Consider the following 17336-nt stretch of genomic DNA (forward strand, 5'->3'; position numbering starts at 1 on the left):
AAATGTAGCAAACAAATACTATTTAACAAAAGTTTACAACAGCATTAATATAAATTTAAGATTTCATCAACTTTCTTTGTTAAATGAAATTGAGACTAACCAATCTATTATTTTTCATATTAATTGCCAGTAATTGCATGGCACAAAACAAACCGTTTAAATTAAATGGTAAAATTTATTGCAATTTAAATAAGGTTAGAGATGTGAACATTATAAACTTAAATAGTTATGTGGGCACAGTTTGTAACGATTATGGAGATTTTGAAATTACTGCAAAACTAAACGATTCCATATTATTTTCTTCCATTGAATTTGAATCAAAAAAAATAAAGGTGACTGAAACAATGCTCCAATCAAAAAATATAACTATTTTTTTAATTCCTTCAATAACTCAATTAAAAGAAGTCTTTGTTGGCTTAACAGGTAATTTAGCGTATGATATTAAAAATAAACCAAAAGATACCATTCCTACTCACACATTTTCATTTACAAAAGCAGATTTAAAAAAGGATTTAGGCCCAGATATTCACGGTCCAAAAAGCGCTCCTTTTGTAGGTCCGTTTAAGCCGTTACCGCCAACGGTATCCATTCCAAATTTTGCCTATGAAAAAGAACAACGCTTAAAACGTGAAATTGCCAAATTAAAAGAGTTTCCTATAAAAATTAGAAGAGAATTAGGAATTAAATTTTTTACTGAAAAATTAAACATTCCTGAAGAAAAAATTGATAACTTTATTAATTACTGTGAATATAGAGATGTTATAAAAAAATACTATGAAAAAAGATTATTTGAGGTTATTGATATATTTAAGGATGAGAGCATTCCTTATAATGCCATTAAAGAATAAGAACGTAAGTATTGCCCTTTTTTTTATGGTTGTTTTATCAACTACGTATGCGCAACAACAAGAAGCAATACATGGAATTGTTAAGTCCGAAGCTACTGTATTACAAGATATTAACATCATAAACAAAACTAAAAATTTAGGAACCTCAAGCAATGCTAACGGTGAATTTACTATGCATGTTTCCGAAGGAGATTCTATTCAGTTTTCTTCCATAAATTATAAAACAAGAATTATTGCAATATCCTTAAACCACTTAAAAACAAAACAAATAATAATTTTTTTAGAACCCGGTTTAAATGAATTAGATGAAATTGCTATTGAACAAAAAGTACGATTAGATTTTGGTAAAGTTGCACTTCCAAAAGATGCTATTTTTGAAAAAGATGAAATAGATTTAAAGGCAGCTCCAAATGCACGAAATTTAACAGACCCAACAAGTCCTGCTGGAAGTAACACGGGTAATATATTGGGAGTTATTACTTTAATTTCAGATATCATTTTCGAAAAATCAAGAGAGCGCAAAAAAGAAGAAAAAAAAATGGTGCAACTTCAACAAAATTTCTCCAATACTATACTTGATAAATACGGTGAAGAATTTTTCACAAAAGGTTTAAATATCCATAAAAATGATGTGTATTTATTTATAGATTTCTGCAATGATAATGGCTTAAAAGAATACTATTTAAGTGATGAGTTTACCACCAAAAATTTTATAGTACTTCAAAGCAAAAAGTTTTTAGAAATAAAAAAACAGTAGTTTTTTGATAACCCATTTGAATTATATGGAACGCTTTTTGTTAATTAGCAAAAAAGAATTTATGAAATACCAAAAATATGTAATACTACTTATCATAGCTCCTTTATTGGCCTTCTCTGTACACAAATATTACATCAGTTTGTGTGAAGTTGAATATGTTGAAGAAAAAAAATCTGTTCAAATAATTATCAGTCATTTTATTGATGATTTGGAAATTACCTTAAATAACGAGCATAAAAAAGATTTTTTTTTAGCTACCAACAAAGAAGCTAAAAACATTCAAGAAATTTATGAAGATTACCTTCACAAACATTTAAAATTTACCATCAATCAAAAACCAGCACAATATCAATTTATAGGAAAAGAATATGATGATGATTTGGTGCGTTTTTATTTAGAAATCCCAAACGTTCAAAAACTAAATTCTATAGAAATTGAAAACACTTGTCTTATTAAAGATTTTGAAGATCAACAAAACATTATTAAAATAAAAGTAAAGAAATTCAACAAAACATTTTATTTAACTAAAAGTAATGTGAAAGGTTTGTTAAAATTTCAATAAAAAAAGCACTTTTCTGTTAAAATGAATTATTTTCGAATGTAAATCCTATTAGCTTCAAAAATGAAAAAAATTACATTAGCAATACTATCTTTAGTATTCTTATCCTCTACCCTTTTTGCTCAAGAAAATACACAAGAAAAAGTTAGACAAAAAGGTCACTACAATAGTAGTAAATTTAAACAACTAGACGAAGAATTGCCAACTCCAAATAAGCAACACATGGCTTCCGGAGCGCCTGGTTATGAATATACCCAGCAGCAAGTTGATTATAAAATGACTATTATTTTAGATGATGAAAATCAAAAAATATTTGGAGAAGAAACCATTACGTATCACAATAATTCTAAAGATGCATTAGACTATTTATGGGTGCAATTAGATCAAAATATGCGCGCTCCAAACTCTAAAACAAATGATGTTAGTGGCGGCGGACCAGATGCATTATATACGCCAGCAAAATTTACTAAAATGTTTATGGGAAAACCTTTTCAAGGAGGTTTTAATATTGATTATATAAAAGATGTGAATGGAAATCCACTTAGCTATATGATTAATTTCACCATGATGCGTGTAGATTTACCGAAACCATTAGCAGCTGGAGAAAAATTTATTTTCAACATAAAATGGTGGTATAATATTAATGATTATATGGCAGACCGAGGAAGATCTGGTTATGAGCCATTTCCTGATGGCAATAATTTATATATTATTGCGCAGTTTTTTCCTCGCCTAGCAGTTTACAATAATGTAAAGGGTTGGCAAAATTTACAATTTTGGGGACGTAGTGAATTTGCTTTAGAATTTGGAAATTATGATGTTTCAATTACAACGCCAAAAGATCACATATTAAACGCAACAGGCGTTATTCAAAACCCAAAAGAAGTATTTACAAAAGAGCAAAATAAAAGATACGAAAGTTCAAAAACATCGTTTGATAAACCTGTTTTTATTGTCACTCCAGAAGAAGCGCTTGAAGCTGAAAAAAGTAAAAATACAGCAACTAAAACCTGGAAATTTTATGCAGAAAATGTGCGTGATTTTGCATTTTCATCATCAAGAAAATTTATTTGGGATGCAATGGCTGTAGATTTTAATGGAAAAACTGTTATGGCTTATTCCTTATATCCAAAAGAAGGAAATCCCTTATGGGAAGAACATTCAACACGTGTGATTGCAAATACTTTGAAAGTATATTCTGAAAGTACTTTTGATTATCCGTATCCACACGCAACTTCTATAAATGCTGAACGCCAAGGAATGGAATACCCAATGATTTGTTGGAATGGCGGACGACCAGATGAAAATGGAAAATATAATGATAGAACTAAAAAAGGAATGATTGGTGTAATTACACACGAAGTTGGTCACAACTTTTTTCCTATGATTGTGAATTCCGATGAACGTGAATGGACGTGGATGGATGAAGGTATTAACTCTTTTGTTGAAATATTAGCAGAATATAAATACGATCCAGAGTTGTTTCCGTTATCTAAATATCCAAAAAATATTGTTGGCTATATGTCTGGAGATCAAGATCAATTATCTCCAATTATGACGCAAGGTGACAATGTTTTTAATTTTGGTTCAAATGCGTATGCAAAACCTGCTGCTGGATTATTTATGTTACGCCAAACTATTATGGGGCCTGAAATGTTTGATCACGCCTTTAAAACCTACGCAAAACGCTGGAAATTTAAACACCCAACTCCTGCTGATTTCTTTAGAACTATGGAAGATGCTTCTGCTATGGATTTAGACTGGTTTTGGAGAGGCTGGTTTTATACAACAGGCAATAATGATATAGGAATTAAAGAAGTAAAAAAATACCACGTTACTGATAAACCAACTGAACAAGCCGAAAATTTAGCAAAAAGATATGGAATTACTGTAGATCAATTACCTCCATCTTTATATTTAGTTTCAGAAGATAGTAAAGAATATACCGATGATTTAAAAGGTAAAAAACCTGAAGATTACACCGTATTAAATAACTATTTACAAGATAATTTTTCTGCAGAAGAAAAAGCAACTTTAAAAGCTCCAAAGTATTTTTACGAATTAGTTTTTGATAAACCAGGAGATTTAGTAATGCCAATAATTGTAGAGTTTGAATATGAAGATGGCTCTAAAGAACGCAAACAATATCCAGCTGAAATTTGGAGATTAAATGATAATGAAGTAACAAAAGTTTTTCCATCAAGCAAAGTAATTAGTAAAATAACAATAGATCCTGATGAAGAAACAGCCGATGTTGATACAAGCAACAACAGCTGGCCAAAAAACACCGAAACACAATTTGATAACTTCAAAAAAAATCAAATAAAAGGATAATAGTAAGCCACTCTATGAGTGGCTTTTTTTATTTCAACCTTTTCACTACTTTAGAAAATTAATTATGACTACTTATGAAAAAATTTATTTCCATCACATTATTACTTTTAATAAGTTTAAATCTCTCCTTTTCCCAAGAAATCAAGAAAAAAGGACATTACAACATCAGTAAGTTTAAACAATTAGATGAAGAGTTACCAACACCAAATACTGAACATAATGCATCTGGTGCACCTGGATATGAATATTCGCAACAGCAAGTAGACTATAAAATGGATATTATTTTGGATGATGAAAACCAACGAATTTATGGTGAAGAAACAATTACATATCACAATAATTCAAAGGACAGCTTAGAATATCTTTGGGTTCAGCTCGATCAAAATATGAGAGCTCCAGATTCCAAAACACCCGATTTAAGAAATGAAAATGTTGGAACACTCTACTCTCCTGAACAATTTTCAAAAAAATATATGCAAGCACCTTTTAATGGTGGTTTTAAAATTGATTTTGTTAAAAATATTGATGGTAGCAATGCATCCTATCATATTAATGAAACAATGATGCGTTTAAATTTAGACAAGCCATTAGCTTCTGGCAGTACGTTTTCTTTTAAAATAAAATGGTGGTACAACATCAATAACCACGTTACACAAGGAGGAAGATCTGGTTTTGAACACTTTCCTGAAGATGGAAATAACAGTTATGTAATTGCTCAATTTTTTCCAAGATTATGTGTTTACAATAATGTTGAAGGTTGGCAAAATAAGCAATTTTATGGCAGAAGTGAATTTGCATTAGAATTTGGAAATTATGAAGTAAACATAACCACCCCAAAAGATCATATGTTAGGTGCAACAGGCGTTTTAAAAAATGAAAGTGAAGTTCTCACCAAAACGCAACAAAAAAGATTGGCTGAAGCAAGAAAATCTTTTAAAAAACCAGTTATAATTGTAACGCAAGAAGAAGCTACTGAAATAGAAAAAACCAACATTAAAGAAACCAAAACTTGGAAATTTTATGCAGAAAATGTGCGTGATTATGCGTTTGCAAGTTCTCGTAAATTTATTTGGGATGCCATGGCCGTTGATATTAATGGAAGAACTGTAATGGCATATTCTTATTATTCAAAAGAAGCCAATCCATTATATGGCGATCATTCTACCAGAGCTACAGCGCAAACACTAAAAACATATTCTAAACATACATTTGATTATCCGTACCACAAAGCCATTTCTGTTGATGGACAAATGGGAATGGAATATCCGCAAATTTGTTTTAATCCAGGAAGACCAAATCCAGATGGAACTTATAATGATCGTACAAAATATAGAATGATTGGCGTAACTATTCACGAAGTTGGTCATAACTTTTTTCCAATGATTATTAATTCTGATGAGCGCAAATGGACGTGGATGGATGAAGGTTTAAATTCTTTTGTGCAAATGTTAGCACAACAAGATTATGAAGAAAATTATCCACTAAACAGAGGTTTACCAAAAAATATTGTGGAGTATATGAAAGGTGATCAATCACAATTATCTCCAATTATGTCGGAAGGTGAAGATTTGTATGAATTTGGAAACAATGCCTATGCAAAACCAGCTGCCGGACTTTGGATGTTACGACATACCATTATGGGACCTGAGTTGTTTGATTTTGCTTTTAAAACGTATGCAAATAGATGGAAATTTAAACACCCAAAACCTGCAGATTTTTTTAGATCTATGGAAGATGCTTCTGCAATGGATTTAGATTGGTTTTGGAGAGGCTGGTTTTTTACAACAGATAATAATGATATTGGTATTAAAGAAGTTAAAAAATACCATATAACCGACAAACCAACTGAACAAGCTGAAAACTTAGCAAAAAGATATGGAATAACTATAGAACAATTGCCACCATCTTTATATTTAGTTTCTGAAGACAGTAAAGAATATTCCGAAGAATTAAAAGGAAAAAAACCAGAAGATTATAGCGTTTTAAATACCTATATTGAACAAAATTTTACTGCAGAAGAAAAAGCTACTTTAAAATCTCCAAAGTATTTTTACGAATTAACTTTTGATAAACCCGGAGGGTTAGTAATGCCAATAATTGTAGAATTTGAATACGAAGATGGATCCAAAGAACGCAAACAATATCCAGCTGAAATTTGGCGATTAAATGATGCTGAAGTGACAAAAGTTTTCCCGTCTAGTAAAACAATTGTAAAAATTACTGTAGATCCAGATGAAGAAACTGCCGATGTAGATACAAGTAATAATAGCTGGCCTAAAACAACTGAAACACAATTTGAAGAATTTAAAAGAAATCAAATTAAAGGATAAAAAAAAAACCGCTCAAATGAGCGGTTTTTTTTATTTATTCTTTTTTTCGAAACATAAAATAGAGTCCTATAATAATTAAAGGAATACTTAAAATTTGTCCCGTATTTAATCCTAAAATCCAATTTTCACCACCTTCAACTTGCTTTTCCTTAAAGAATTCAACCATAAATCTGGCCGACCAAAGTAATGCAAAAAACAATCCGAAAATATACCCAAGCTTTTGCTTTTTATCTGTTTTCCAATACACAAACATTAATATTCCAAAAATAATTAAGTAACAAAATGCTTCATATAATTGTGCAGGATGACGCGGAAAATCTTCACCCAATCTTTTAAATACAAATCCAAAATCTGAATTGGTAGGTTTACCAATAATTTCAGAATTCATTAAATTCCCAATTCTTATAAAAACTCCAGCAATAGCAACAGGAATAGCTACTCTATCTAAAATATATAATAATGGTTCTTTTAATACTTTTTTGCTATAAAAATATAAAGCTGTTATAATTCCAATGGCCGCTCCGTGACTTGCTAAACCAGCAAAACCAGTAAATTCAAACTTTGGAGAAAAACGGAATGGTAAAATAACTTCTAATGGTTTTCTCAATAAAAACTCTGGATCATAAAATAAAAAATGTCCAAGTCTAGCTCCTATCAGTGTAGCAATAACTACATAAATAAAGAGTGAATCTAACTTTTCAATAGGAATTTTATCATTTATAAAAATTTTCTTCATTAAATGTAACCCTAACATAAATGCTATTACAAACATTAAGCTATAATAACGTAAAGCAAAAGAACCAATTTTAAAAATTTCTGGTGCTGGATTCCAATCTATTTGAAGTAATGTCATTATTTTTTATTTTATTATTAATTGTACTAATTATTTTGATGTTTCTTTTTTCTCAATTTTATCTGGAACCGGATCAAAGCCACTTCCACCCCAAGGATGACAACTTCCAATTCGTTTTAGAGCTAGCCAACCTCCTTTAAAAACACCGTGTTTTTGTAGCGCTTCTAACGTATAACTAGAGCACGTAGGTGAATACCTACAACTAGCTGGTGTATATGGCGAAATTGCTGCTTGGTAAAAACGAACCAACCAAATAAACGGTATTGCTACTATTTTTGATATACTTTTCAAATTAGTTTACTGAAAAAGTTGTTCCCTCTTTACCATCTTTTAATTGAATTCCTAAAACGGCCAATTCATCTCTAATTTTATCAGATAATGCCCAATCTTTATTATCTCTGGCCTCTTTTCTCATGGTGATTAACAATTCAACAACACCCGATAATTTATCAGAAGAATCTTCTTGCATATCATTTTTTAAACCTAAGACATCAAAAACAAACGCATTTATGGTTATTTTAAAATTCTGCAAATCATCTGCTGTTAATGTTTCTTTTTTATCAATTAACAAATTTACATATTTTACTGCTTCAAATAAATTTGCAATTAAAATTGGACTGTTAAAATCATCATTTAAAGCGTCGTAACATTTTTGTTTCCAAGAATTTATATCAATTGAAGATGCTTTAGATGCTTCAATTTTGCTTAAACTATTAACCGCTTCCATTAATTTCAAATAACCTTTTTCTGAAGCTTCAATTCCTGCACTTGTAAAATCTAAAATACTTCTGTAATGTGCTTGTAACATAAAAAAACGAGTAGCACTTGGTGAAAATGCTTTTGGCAATATTTTATTATCGCCAGTAAAAATTTCATCAGGTAAAATATAATTCCCTGTTGATTTCGCCATCTTCATTCCGTTTAATATCAACATATTAGCGTGCAACCAATAATTTACAGGTTTCACTTTATTTTTAACTTGCGATTGTGCAATTTCACATTCGTGATGTGGAAATTTTAAATCCATTCCACCACCGTGAATATCAAAAGTTTCCCCTAAATACTTTGTACTCATTGCTGTACACTCTAAATGCCAACCAGGAAAACCATCGCTCCAAGGAGAAGGCCAACGCATAATGTGTTGTGGCTCCGCTTTTTTCCAAAGTGCAAAATCTTGTGGATTTTTCTTATCACTTTGTCCGTCAAGTTCTCTTGTATTATGAATAGAATCTTCAATATTTCTACCAGAAAGTATTCCGTAATGTTCAGTTTCATTGTATTTTAACACATCAAAATAAACCGATCCATTTATTTCATAAGCCAACCCTTTGTTTAAAATATCTTTAATTATTTCAATTTGTTCTACAATATGTCCAGTGGCTGTTGGTTCAATACTTGGTGGTAAATTATTTATTTTTTGAAGAATATTATGAAAATCAACCGTATACCGTTGTACCACTTCCATGGGTTCAATTTGTTCTAAACGTGCTTTTTTAGCAATTCTATCTTCACCTACGTCTGCATCATTTTCTAAATGACCTGCATCGGTAATATTACGAACATAGCGAACTTTATATCCCAAATGTTTTAAATAACGGAAAATTAAATCGAAAGACATAAAAGTTCTTACATTTCCTAAATGCACGTTACTATATACTGTTGGTCCACATACATACATTCCTACATTTCCTTCAACAATTGGCACAAATAACTCCTTAGATTTACTTAATGAGTTGTATATTTTTAACTGATTTGTTTTGTATAATTCCATTAATTACTGCTTGAATTTAAAGTGGTAAAGATAATAACAATTACGTAATGGAAAAATTTAAACTTTTATTAAAAATTATGTGAACAAATGGTATTTATGAAACACTTAAAAACAAGATATTAGGTTTTATATTTTTATTTAATTCAACCCACTTTCACTACTAAATCTATAAATTCAAAACTTTTGCGCTGTGTTACATTTATGTAATATAATTATTCTAATTTTACATAAATTTTGAAAAATCCAATTCATAAAAATTATTGAAAAATAATGACGTACGAATTTACCATTATTGTTCCTGTTTTTAACGAGGAAGACAATCTTAAACGCGTTGAGCAAGAGCTTTCTAACTATATAAAAATTGCCACAAAAAAAACAAAAATTTTATTTGTAAATGATGGCAGTAAAGATAAAAGTCAGCAATTAATTGAAGAAATTTGTGCTGGAAATTCAGATTTCAGCTTTATAAATTTCGAAAAAAATTGTGGTTTAAGTGCCGCTATCGCTGCAGGATTTAAACATACTGACACCGAGTTAGTTGGTTATATTGATTCCGATTTACAAACGGCTCCTGAAGATTTTAATTTATTATTAGCAGCAATAGAAAACTACGAATTGGTTACTGGAGTGAGAGCTAATAGAAAAGATTCGTTTGTTAAAAATATGTCGTCAACAATAGCGAACGGAATTAGACGAGCATTTACACACGATGGAATGGATGACACTGGCTGTCCGTTAAAAGTTATTAAAACAGATTTCGCCAAAAATATTCCAATGTTTAAAGGTTTACATCGTTTTTTACCTGCTATGATTTTATTACAAAATGGCAGAATTAAACAAATACCTGTACAACATTTTCCAAGAATTGCAGGAGTTGCTAAATATGGTTTATGGAATCGTTTATTAGGACCTTTAGTAGATTGTTTTGCATATGTATGGATGAAAAAGAAATACATAAATTATAATATTGCAAACAAAGGTTAATGAGTAACTGGATAATTTATAGCGTTGGTTTTATAGCTCAACTTTTATTTTCTGGAAGGCTTATTTTACAATGGATTTTATCGGAAAAAAGTAAAAAGGTTTTAACGCCTACCCTATTTTGGTGGTTAAGTTTATTAGCATCATTTTTATTATTTGTTTATGGGTATTTAAGAGAAGATTTCGCCATTATGCTTGGGCAAGCCTTAACTTATTTTATTTATATCAGAAACTTACAATTGCAAGGTGAATGGCAAAAAACACCAAAATCTGCGCGTTTTTTCCTATGGATATTTCCAGTTTTAATTGTTATTTACTCCTACAATAATAATTCATATGATGTAGATAAATTATTAAAAAATGAAGCCATTCCCACTTGGTTATTAATTTTAGGAATTGTTGCGCAAGTAATATTTACATTGCGTTTTATTTATCAATGGATTTATTCAGAAAAAAATAAACAATCTATTTTACCAATTGGTTTTTGGCTGCTTAGTTTAATAGGTTCCATTCTTATTTTATTTTATGCAATTTTAAGAAAAGATCCTGTTTTATTAATTGGCCATTTAATGGGTTCCATTATTTATTTTAGAAATATTATGATTTCTAGGAATGAAATAAAAATGAATACTTAAATTTAAGTTTATATATTTACTTGCTAATATAATTATAGTTAACAACATACTAAATGGCGGAACAAGTAGAATTATCAATTGTAATACCTTGTTATAATGAAGGAAAAAGATTAGATGTTGCACAAATATCTTTATTTTTAAATAAGCAATTAAACGTATTACTTTGCTTTGTTGATGATGGCTCAAAAGATAATACACTTGAAGTTTTACACACTTTAAAAAATAATTTTCCAACCGCTATTGAAATAATTTCTACAGAAAAAAATGGTGGAAAAGCCGAAGCCGTTAGAACCGGAGTTTTACATTGTAGCAAACATTTTAATCAAAAAAGCATTGCATATATAGATGCTGATTTGGCCACTTCTATAGAGGAATGTGTTGAAATTAGTACGCAAATACATTCAAAAGTATTGTTTGCTTTTGGATCAAGAATTTCAAAAATTGACAATCAAATAGATCGAAAAACCTATCGTTTTTATATTGGCAGAATTATTGCTACAGCAATATCTCATCAATTAGGCGTTACAGTGTACGATACCCAATGTGGATGTAAAATCATTGAAAATGAATTAGCAAAAAAAATATTTCAACAAAAATTTATTTCTAAATGGTTGTTTGATGTTGAATTATTTCATAGAATTATTGCTATCTATGGACGAGAAAAAATTGCGGAAATTTGCAGAGAAATACCCTTAAAAAAATGGATTGATATTGGAGAATCGAAAGTTCAATTCACCTATTTTTTTAAATTATGGTTCGATTTATTTAAAATAGGCAAAACTTATAAAACCAATTCTTAATTATGAGCTTGTTTTCAAAAAAAATATCATCTTTTACGCTTTTAGTTATTGCATTGCTGTTATTTAGAGTTGTGTTAAATTATTCCATTCCTTTAATGGACAAAACGGAGGCACGTTATGCGGAAATTGCCAGAATAATGGCTGAAACTAACGATTTTGTAACGCCTCAAATAGATTATCATGTACCCTTTTGGGCAAAACCACCATTATCAACTTGGTTGTCTGCATTAAGTATTAAAGTTTTTGGAGAAAACGAATTTGCCGTACGGTTTCCATATTTACTACTGAACGTTTTAGTACTTTTATTAATTGGCAGATATGCCAAAGAAAAAAAACTAGACTTTTTTATCCCTGCTTTTGTTTTATTGACTATTCCAGAATTCCTCATTCATACTGGAGTTGTATCAACAGATACAGCGTTGGCATTTTGTGTTACGCTGGTTATGATTTCATTTTGGGAAGCGGTTAAAACAACAGAAAATCACTTATGGAAATACGTATTTTTTATAGGTTTAGGATTGGGAATGCTCGCTAAAGGCCCTATTATTTTTATCCTTACTGCGCCTCCAATATTTGTTTGGATGGTCTTTTTTAAAGAATATAAAACAGTTTGGAAAAACTTCAATTGGTTCTTAGGGATTCTTTTATTTGTAATAATTGCAGCTCCGTGGTATTATTTAGCAGAACTAAAAACACCTGGATTTATAGATTATTTTATTGTAGGTGAACACTTTAAACGCTTTTTTGATTCAAGCTGGAAAGGTGATATGTATGGTTTTCCAAAATCACAACCTATGGGAATGATTTGGTTATTTTTAATAGCCTTTGCAATTCCTTGGATTCTGTTAGTTATTCAAAAAGTTTGGCAAAAAAAACTATCTATTTTAAAAGATAAATGGGTACTATTTTTATTGCTTTGGTTGTTGTGGACTCCCGGATTTTTTACCATTTCTAAAAGTTTAATTCACCCGTACATTATGCCAGTAATGGTGCCAATTGCCTTATTAATAACCTATTGGTGGGAAGAATTTAAAAATATAAAACGAATTATTTATATTTCATTAATATTTCCAGGAATTGCTTTACTAATATTTATAGGAATGCAATTCACATCAAAAAGTGAGTTTTATATTAATTCTGATAAACATATTATTGAAAATATTCCCGATAAAAACATACCATTATTTTATTGGCAAGACAAGAGTTATTCTAGTCAGTTTTATTCCAAAGGAAAAATAAAAGTCATTGAAAATGAACAAGCACTAACAACTCACTTTAACACCGATAATTCCTTTTTAATAATTATTCCTCATAAAAGATTCAAAAAAATGGATCCTGTTTATGTAAAATCTTTACAAGAGATTGATAAAAACAATAAAAATGGAATGTACCTATTTAAAAAATAACATTTTATTTATATAATTGATTTTAAACCTGTTATAGAATGCTTAAAACAATTGAAAAAAATCCTATTCTAGTATTATCCATAGTTATAGTTTTAATGCTATTGGTTCATTTAGATGTTCCAAGTGTAACAATTATGGAAGCTCGTAATTTTATTACTGCTCGGGAAATGGTGCACGATCATAATTGGCTTTTAACTACCATGAATGGTGAAGCGCGTTATCAAAAACCACCGTTACCAACTTGGCTGAGTGCTGTTTCTGGCTTGTTGTTTGGCATTAACTCAATTTTTGCGTTACGTCTGCCTGCAGCATTAATGGTGTTAGTATTAGGTGTGTTTTTATATTTTCTTTCGTTAAAATTAAACCTAACAAAACTTCAAAGTTTTTACAATGCATTAATTGTAATCACGTCTTTTTACGTTTTTGCAATTATAAATGAAGCTCCGTGGGATATTTATACGCACGGCTTTATGCTTGGTGGAATTTACTTTTTATTCCTGCTTTTTGAAGAAAGAAAAACTGTTTGGAGAAATGTAATGTTGTCCGCCTTTTTTATAGGATTATCAATATTAAGTAAAGGTCCGGTATCCTTATTTGCAGTATTTTTACCTTTCTTAATTTCTTATGGAATTGTTTTTAAGTTTAAAGAGATTAAGACTAAAATTTTTCCAATAATTATTTTATTAATTCTTTCCGTTCTAATTGGCGGATGGTGGTTTGTATATGTAAGATTGGCAGATCCAGCTGCATTTTTAGAAATAGCATCAAAAGAAACAGGAAATTGGGCAAGCTATAATGTAAAGCCATTTTATTACTATTGGAGCTTTTTTACACAGTCTGGAATTTGGGCAATTCCTGCGCTCATTAGTTTGCTTTATCCGTATATGATAAAAAGAATTGAAAACAAAAAAGTATATAAATTTTCATTTTGGTGGGTGCTTATCGCCGTTATTTTACTCTCATTAATTCCAGAAAAGAAACCAAGATATTTAATGCCCGTTTTAATTCCTTTAGCCATTAATATTGGAATTTACATAGATTTTATCATTCAAAATTTTAAAAACTTATCTTTAAAGAAAGATATTTTCCCTGTATATTTTAACTTTGGATTGATCAGTTTTATTTCATTTTCATTACCAATTGCGCTATTAATTATTCTTAAAGCTGATGTGAAAAATCACCTGTTTAATTTTATAGCATTAACCGTTGCTTGTGTTTTAATTGGTGTAAATATTATTAAATATTTAAGAAATAAAAATATAAAGGTTGTGTTTTATTTGGTAATTTTATTTATGATTTCGGCCTTAAGTTTAGGATTGCCTATTTCACAAAGTTTAAATAAAAATGTAGCATACAAATCTATTAATTCGTTGCATTTAATTGAAGATTCAAGTTCCATTAAAACCTATTCAATTGGTGAAATTGCACCAGAATTATTATGGGATTACAACGGAACTCTAAAAGATATTTACAAAAACGGACAATTAGAGGTGCCAAACGAAACAAGATTCGGACTTTTAATTATGGATGAAGATGTGCCTATAATAACATCTCAATTAAACAATATTTATAAGCTTGAGTTAAAAGAAACCTACAATTTAAACGAAGGTTCTAAAATGAAAGAAAGATTAATAAGACAATTTTATATTATATCAAAAAAATAGTACTTTTATCCCATGAAAAATTTAACAACCATAGATAAACTAGCATATTCATTTTTAATTATCATATTTGGATTAGGAATCTACTTTGCAAATACCGATTTAACGTATTTTGATGAAGTTTATACTGTTGAAGACGGTTTTGTTGAAAATGGCTCCGCTATATTTTTATTCGCTTCAAGTATGCTGTTATTGTATCGTTTTTTTAAATTATTCAAGTACAAAAAAATGCTTTGGAAAGTTGGAATTTTAGCAATGTCTTTATTGTTCTTTTTTGGAGCAGGAGAAGAAATTTCTTGGGGGCAACGTATTTTTGATGTGCAATCTTCAGAATATTTCTTACAAAATAATGCCCAAGGAGAAACCAATTTACACAATATGGTTGTAGATGGTAAAAAAGTAAATAAAATAATTTTCAGTCAACTTTTAACTGTTATTTTGGTTTTGTATTTAATAGTTACCCCTTTATTATTTAGAAAATACGAATGGTTTAAAAATTTGGCTAATACATTTGCAGTTCCAATCGTAAAATGGCATTATACCATTGCTTTTTTAGTTGGTACTCTTTTATTAGTTTTTATTAGTTCAAATAGAAAATGGGAAATTTACGAGCTTTCTTTTAGTGTAATATTTTTATTAATTTTTATAAGTCCTTTAAATAAGAACATTTATATTAAACAATAAATCTATTGGAAAAAATTGTAAATAATTTATAACATAAAACACCATAAAGTATTCCAAAAAACATTCCAGTTAAAATATCTAACGGAAAGTGGACACCTACATAAATTCTGCTGTAACCTACTAAAATAGCCCAAATAAATAATAAGTAAATCCATATTTTACTGTTAAATTTTAGCGCTAAACTAAAAAACACGGCAATTGCCATAGAATTTGCAGCGTGCGCTGAAAAATAAGAATACAAACCACCACATCTATTTCCTACTAAACGGCATAAATTTGCTATTTCATTATTATGGCAAGGTCTTAAGCGTTTAAAACCATTTTTAAACAAGTTACTAGTTTGATCGGAAACCAAAATTAAAACAGCAATAAACACCAATAAAACCATTGTTTTTTTAAGTCCAAATTGTTTATAGGTTATATATAACAATAAAAAATATAATGGGATAGCTGAAAACTTATTTGTTACAATAAGCCAAAAGCTATCCCATTGTATGTTTCCTAAATTATTTAGGTATAAAAATAATTCAATGTCTTTTTCAATTAATGAATGTATCATTGAGTTTATTTTTAGGTATTATTTAAAATTAGTTTTATTCAATTTCTACCAATTCTATTTCAAAAACCAAATCAGTATTTGGAGGAATTACTCCACCTGCGCCCTGAGCACCATAGCCCAAATGCGAAGGAATATATAATAAAGCTTTGTCTCCAACTTTTAATTCTTGTAAACCTTCTTTAAATCCTGCTATTAAACGGGCATCCGGTCCGTAAATTGTTGAAAACGGATTATATCCATTTTGATGATCACGTTCTTGATCAAAAATTTCGTACGCAATAGCAACTTCTTTATAGCTAGTATCAAATAATTTACCATCTGTAAAATATCCTGAATAGTTTACTTTTACATTTTGACCAACTTTAGGTTTTTCTCCATTTTTAGTTTCAACCATCGCAATTTTTAAATCTGAAGGAAGTTCAATGGCTTTATCTTTATATTCATTAAACCTAGCAACTGTAGCATCCAATACTTTTTGAATACGTTTCTCTTTTTCCTTCATTTCTTTTTCATGCTTTTCATAAAAATTAGAAAATTCTTTCGCTGCATTAAATCTTTTTGCTGCTTTTCCAACCCTTATTATTTGAACTTTATAAATAGTATCAAATTTCACAATTGAATCAACTACATCTTGTCCTTTAATTACATTACCAAAAACAGTATGCTTTCCATCTAGCCAGCCAGTTTCTTTATGTGTAATAAAAAATTGACTGCCGTTAGTACCAGGACCTGAATTAGCCATAGATAAAATACCAGCTTTATCGTGCTTTAACACTAAATTACCTAAAGAATCTTTTGGAAATTCATCAATAAACTTGTAGCCAGGATCACCAGAACCCGTTCCTAATGGATCACCTCCCTGAATCATAAAATCATTGATAACTCTATGAAAAATAGTACCATTATAAAATGGTTTTCTTTTTAAAGAATCCGCCACAAAATCATTGGTTCCTTCGGCTAAAGAAACAAAATTAGCCACTGTAATTGGAGTTTTATCAAACTCTAATTTCAACAATATTGCTCCTTTATTAGTTTCCATATTAGCATACAACCCATCAGCTAAATCTGTATATTCGGTTGGTTTGCAAGAGAAGATAATAAAAAATAGTACCAGTATTAAAATTTGATTTTTTCTCATAAAACGTATTTACTAATTTT

Annotated in this window: 16 protein-coding genes; 11 read left to right on the forward strand and 5 right to left on the reverse strand. The window is 29.6% G+C overall.

Going from position 1 to position 17336, the window contains the following annotated elements; genetic code table 11:
• Positions 1-137: 137 nt before the first annotated feature.
• The 5 genes from JEY78_RS07085 (at position 138) to JEY78_RS07105 (ending at position 6828) form a co-directional block, all read left to right on the forward strand.
• Complete coding sequence (locus tag JEY78_RS07085) at positions 138-848, forward strand: hypothetical protein (RefSeq protein ID WP_291848694.1); 711 nt, start codon at positions 138-140, stop codon at positions 846-848.
• Positions 832-1605 carry a carboxypeptidase-like regulatory domain-containing protein gene (locus JEY78_RS07090; RefSeq protein WP_291848697.1) on the forward strand — a complete coding sequence of 258 codons (774 nt, stop codon included), beginning with the start codon at positions 832-834 and terminating at the stop codon, positions 1603-1605. Before JEY78_RS07085 ends, JEY78_RS07090 begins: the two co-directional genes overlap by 17 nt.
• 61 nt (positions 1606-1666) lie before the next feature.
• On the forward strand, positions 1667-2167 hold the full coding sequence (locus JEY78_RS07095) for a DUF6702 family protein (RefSeq protein ID WP_291848699.1): 501 nt from the start codon (positions 1667-1669) through the stop codon (positions 2165-2167).
• Positions 2168-2227: 60 nt separating this feature from the next.
• A complete protein-coding gene (locus tag JEY78_RS07100) occupies positions 2228-4498 on the forward strand; it encodes a M1 family metallopeptidase (RefSeq protein WP_291848702.1) in 2271 nt (756 codons plus the stop codon).
• 74 nt (positions 4499-4572) lie between these two features.
• Complete coding sequence (locus tag JEY78_RS07105) at positions 4573-6828, forward strand: M1 family metallopeptidase (RefSeq protein ID WP_291848705.1); 2256 nt, start codon at positions 4573-4575, stop codon at positions 6826-6828.
• A 34-nt stretch (positions 6829-6862) separates the two neighbouring features.
• On the opposite strand, the gene lgt is transcribed toward JEY78_RS07105, so the two are convergent.
• From lgt to cysS, 3 genes are read right to left on the reverse strand one after another with little or no spacing between them, the layout of a single operon-like run.
• The gene (lgt, locus tag JEY78_RS07110; protein ID WP_291848708.1) at positions 6863-7681 is read right to left on the reverse strand and encodes a prolipoprotein diacylglyceryl transferase; all 819 of its coding nucleotides are present in this window, start codon (positions 7679-7681) and stop codon (positions 6863-6865) included.
• Between the two features lie 30 nt (positions 7682-7711).
• Positions 7712-7963 (reverse strand): membrane protein insertion efficiency factor YidD, encoded by a 252-nt coding sequence (yidD, locus tag JEY78_RS07115; protein WP_291849230.1) that lies wholly within the window; start codon positions 7961-7963, stop codon positions 7712-7714.
• Between the two features lie 10 nt (positions 7964-7973).
• Positions 7974-9452, reverse strand: coding sequence for a cysteine--tRNA ligase (gene cysS, locus JEY78_RS07120; protein ID WP_291848712.1), 1479 nt, complete (start codon positions 9450-9452; stop codon positions 7974-7976).
• Positions 9453-9722: 270 nt separating this feature from the next.
• Between cysS and JEY78_RS07125 the strand changes: the two genes are divergently transcribed.
• The 6 genes from JEY78_RS07125 to JEY78_RS07150 are packed head-to-tail and all read left to right on the forward strand — an operon-like array spanning position 9723 to position 15619.
• Positions 9723-10436 (forward strand): glycosyltransferase, encoded by a 714-nt coding sequence (locus tag JEY78_RS07125; RefSeq protein WP_291848714.1) that lies wholly within the window; start codon positions 9723-9725, stop codon positions 10434-10436.
• A complete protein-coding gene (locus JEY78_RS07130; protein ID WP_291848717.1) occupies positions 10436-11068 on the forward strand; it encodes a lipid-A-disaccharide synthase N-terminal domain-containing protein in 633 nt (210 codons plus the stop codon). Before JEY78_RS07125 ends, JEY78_RS07130 begins: the two co-directional genes overlap by 1 nt.
• A 53-nt stretch (positions 11069-11121) precedes the next feature.
• Entirely contained in the window at positions 11122-11868 is a 747-nt protein-coding gene (locus tag JEY78_RS07135; RefSeq protein ID WP_291848720.1) for a glycosyltransferase, read from the forward strand.
• A gap of 2 nt (positions 11869-11870) precedes the next feature.
• On the forward strand, positions 11871-13274 hold the full coding sequence (locus JEY78_RS07140; RefSeq protein ID WP_291848724.1) for a glycosyltransferase family 39 protein: 1404 nt from the start codon (positions 11871-11873) through the stop codon (positions 13272-13274).
• Between the two features lie 38 nt (positions 13275-13312).
• Positions 13313-14938, forward strand: a complete 1626-nt coding sequence (locus tag JEY78_RS07145; RefSeq protein ID WP_291848759.1) for a glycosyltransferase — start codon at positions 13313-13315, stop codon at positions 14936-14938.
• A gap of 12 nt (positions 14939-14950) precedes the next feature.
• Positions 14951-15619, forward strand: a complete 669-nt coding sequence (locus tag JEY78_RS07150) for a hypothetical protein (protein WP_291848762.1) — start codon at positions 14951-14953, stop codon at positions 15617-15619.
• Here JEY78_RS07150 and JEY78_RS07155 read toward each other — a convergent pair.
• Positions 15609-16178 (reverse strand): phosphatase PAP2 family protein, encoded by a 570-nt coding sequence (locus JEY78_RS07155; protein WP_291848765.1) that lies wholly within the window; start codon positions 16176-16178, stop codon positions 15609-15611. The two genes, JEY78_RS07150 and JEY78_RS07155, sit on opposite strands and share 11 nt — an antisense overlap.
• A gap of 34 nt (positions 16179-16212) precedes the next feature.
• Complete coding sequence (locus JEY78_RS07160) at positions 16213-17316, reverse strand: peptidylprolyl isomerase (protein ID WP_291848768.1); 1104 nt, start codon at positions 17314-17316, stop codon at positions 16213-16215.
• Positions 17317-17336: the final 20 nt, after the last annotated feature.

The organism is Lutibacter sp., assembly GCF_016342705.1.
Lineage (GTDB): Bacteria > Bacteroidota > Bacteroidia > Flavobacteriales > Flavobacteriaceae > Lutibacter.

Bases quoted from the DNA above. Each gene is read 5' to 3' on its own strand.
- JEY78_RS07085 (WP_291848694.1), top strand. From the start codon at position 138: ATGGCACAAAACAAACCGTTTAAATTAAATGGTAAAATTTATTGCAAT.
- JEY78_RS07090 (WP_291848697.1), top strand. From the start codon at position 832: ATGCCATTAAAGAATAAGAACGTAAGTATTGCCCTTTTTTTTATGGTT.
- JEY78_RS07095 (WP_291848699.1), top strand. From the start codon at position 1,667: ATGAAATACCAAAAATATGTAATACTACTTATCATAGCTCCTTTATTG.
- JEY78_RS07100 (WP_291848702.1), top strand. From the start codon at position 2,228: ATGAAAAAAATTACATTAGCAATACTATCTTTAGTATTCTTATCCTCT.
- JEY78_RS07105 (WP_291848705.1), top strand. From the start codon at position 4,573: ATGAAAAAATTTATTTCCATCACATTATTACTTTTAATAAGTTTAAAT.
- lgt (WP_291848708.1), bottom strand. From the start codon at position 7,681: ATGACATTACTTCAAATAGATTGGAATCCAGCACCAGAAATTTTTAAA.
- cysS (WP_291848712.1), bottom strand. From the start codon at position 9,452: ATGGAATTATACAAAACAAATCAGTTAAAAATATACAACTCATTAAGT.
- JEY78_RS07125 (WP_291848714.1), top strand. From the start codon at position 9,723: ATGACGTACGAATTTACCATTATTGTTCCTGTTTTTAACGAGGAAGAC.
- JEY78_RS07130 (WP_291848717.1), top strand. From the start codon at position 10,436: ATGAGTAACTGGATAATTTATAGCGTTGGTTTTATAGCTCAACTTTTA.
- JEY78_RS07135 (WP_291848720.1), top strand. From the start codon at position 11,122: ATGGCGGAACAAGTAGAATTATCAATTGTAATACCTTGTTATAATGAA.
- JEY78_RS07140 (WP_291848724.1), top strand. From the start codon at position 11,871: ATGAGCTTGTTTTCAAAAAAAATATCATCTTTTACGCTTTTAGTTATT.
- JEY78_RS07145 (WP_291848759.1), top strand. From the start codon at position 13,313: ATGCTTAAAACAATTGAAAAAAATCCTATTCTAGTATTATCCATAGTT.
- JEY78_RS07150 (WP_291848762.1), top strand. From the start codon at position 14,951: ATGAAAAATTTAACAACCATAGATAAACTAGCATATTCATTTTTAATT.
- JEY78_RS07155 (WP_291848765.1), bottom strand. From the start codon at position 16,178: ATGATACATTCATTAATTGAAAAAGACATTGAATTATTTTTATACCTA.
- JEY78_RS07160 (WP_291848768.1), bottom strand. From the start codon at position 17,316: ATGAGAAAAAATCAAATTTTAATACTGGTACTATTTTTTATTATCTTC.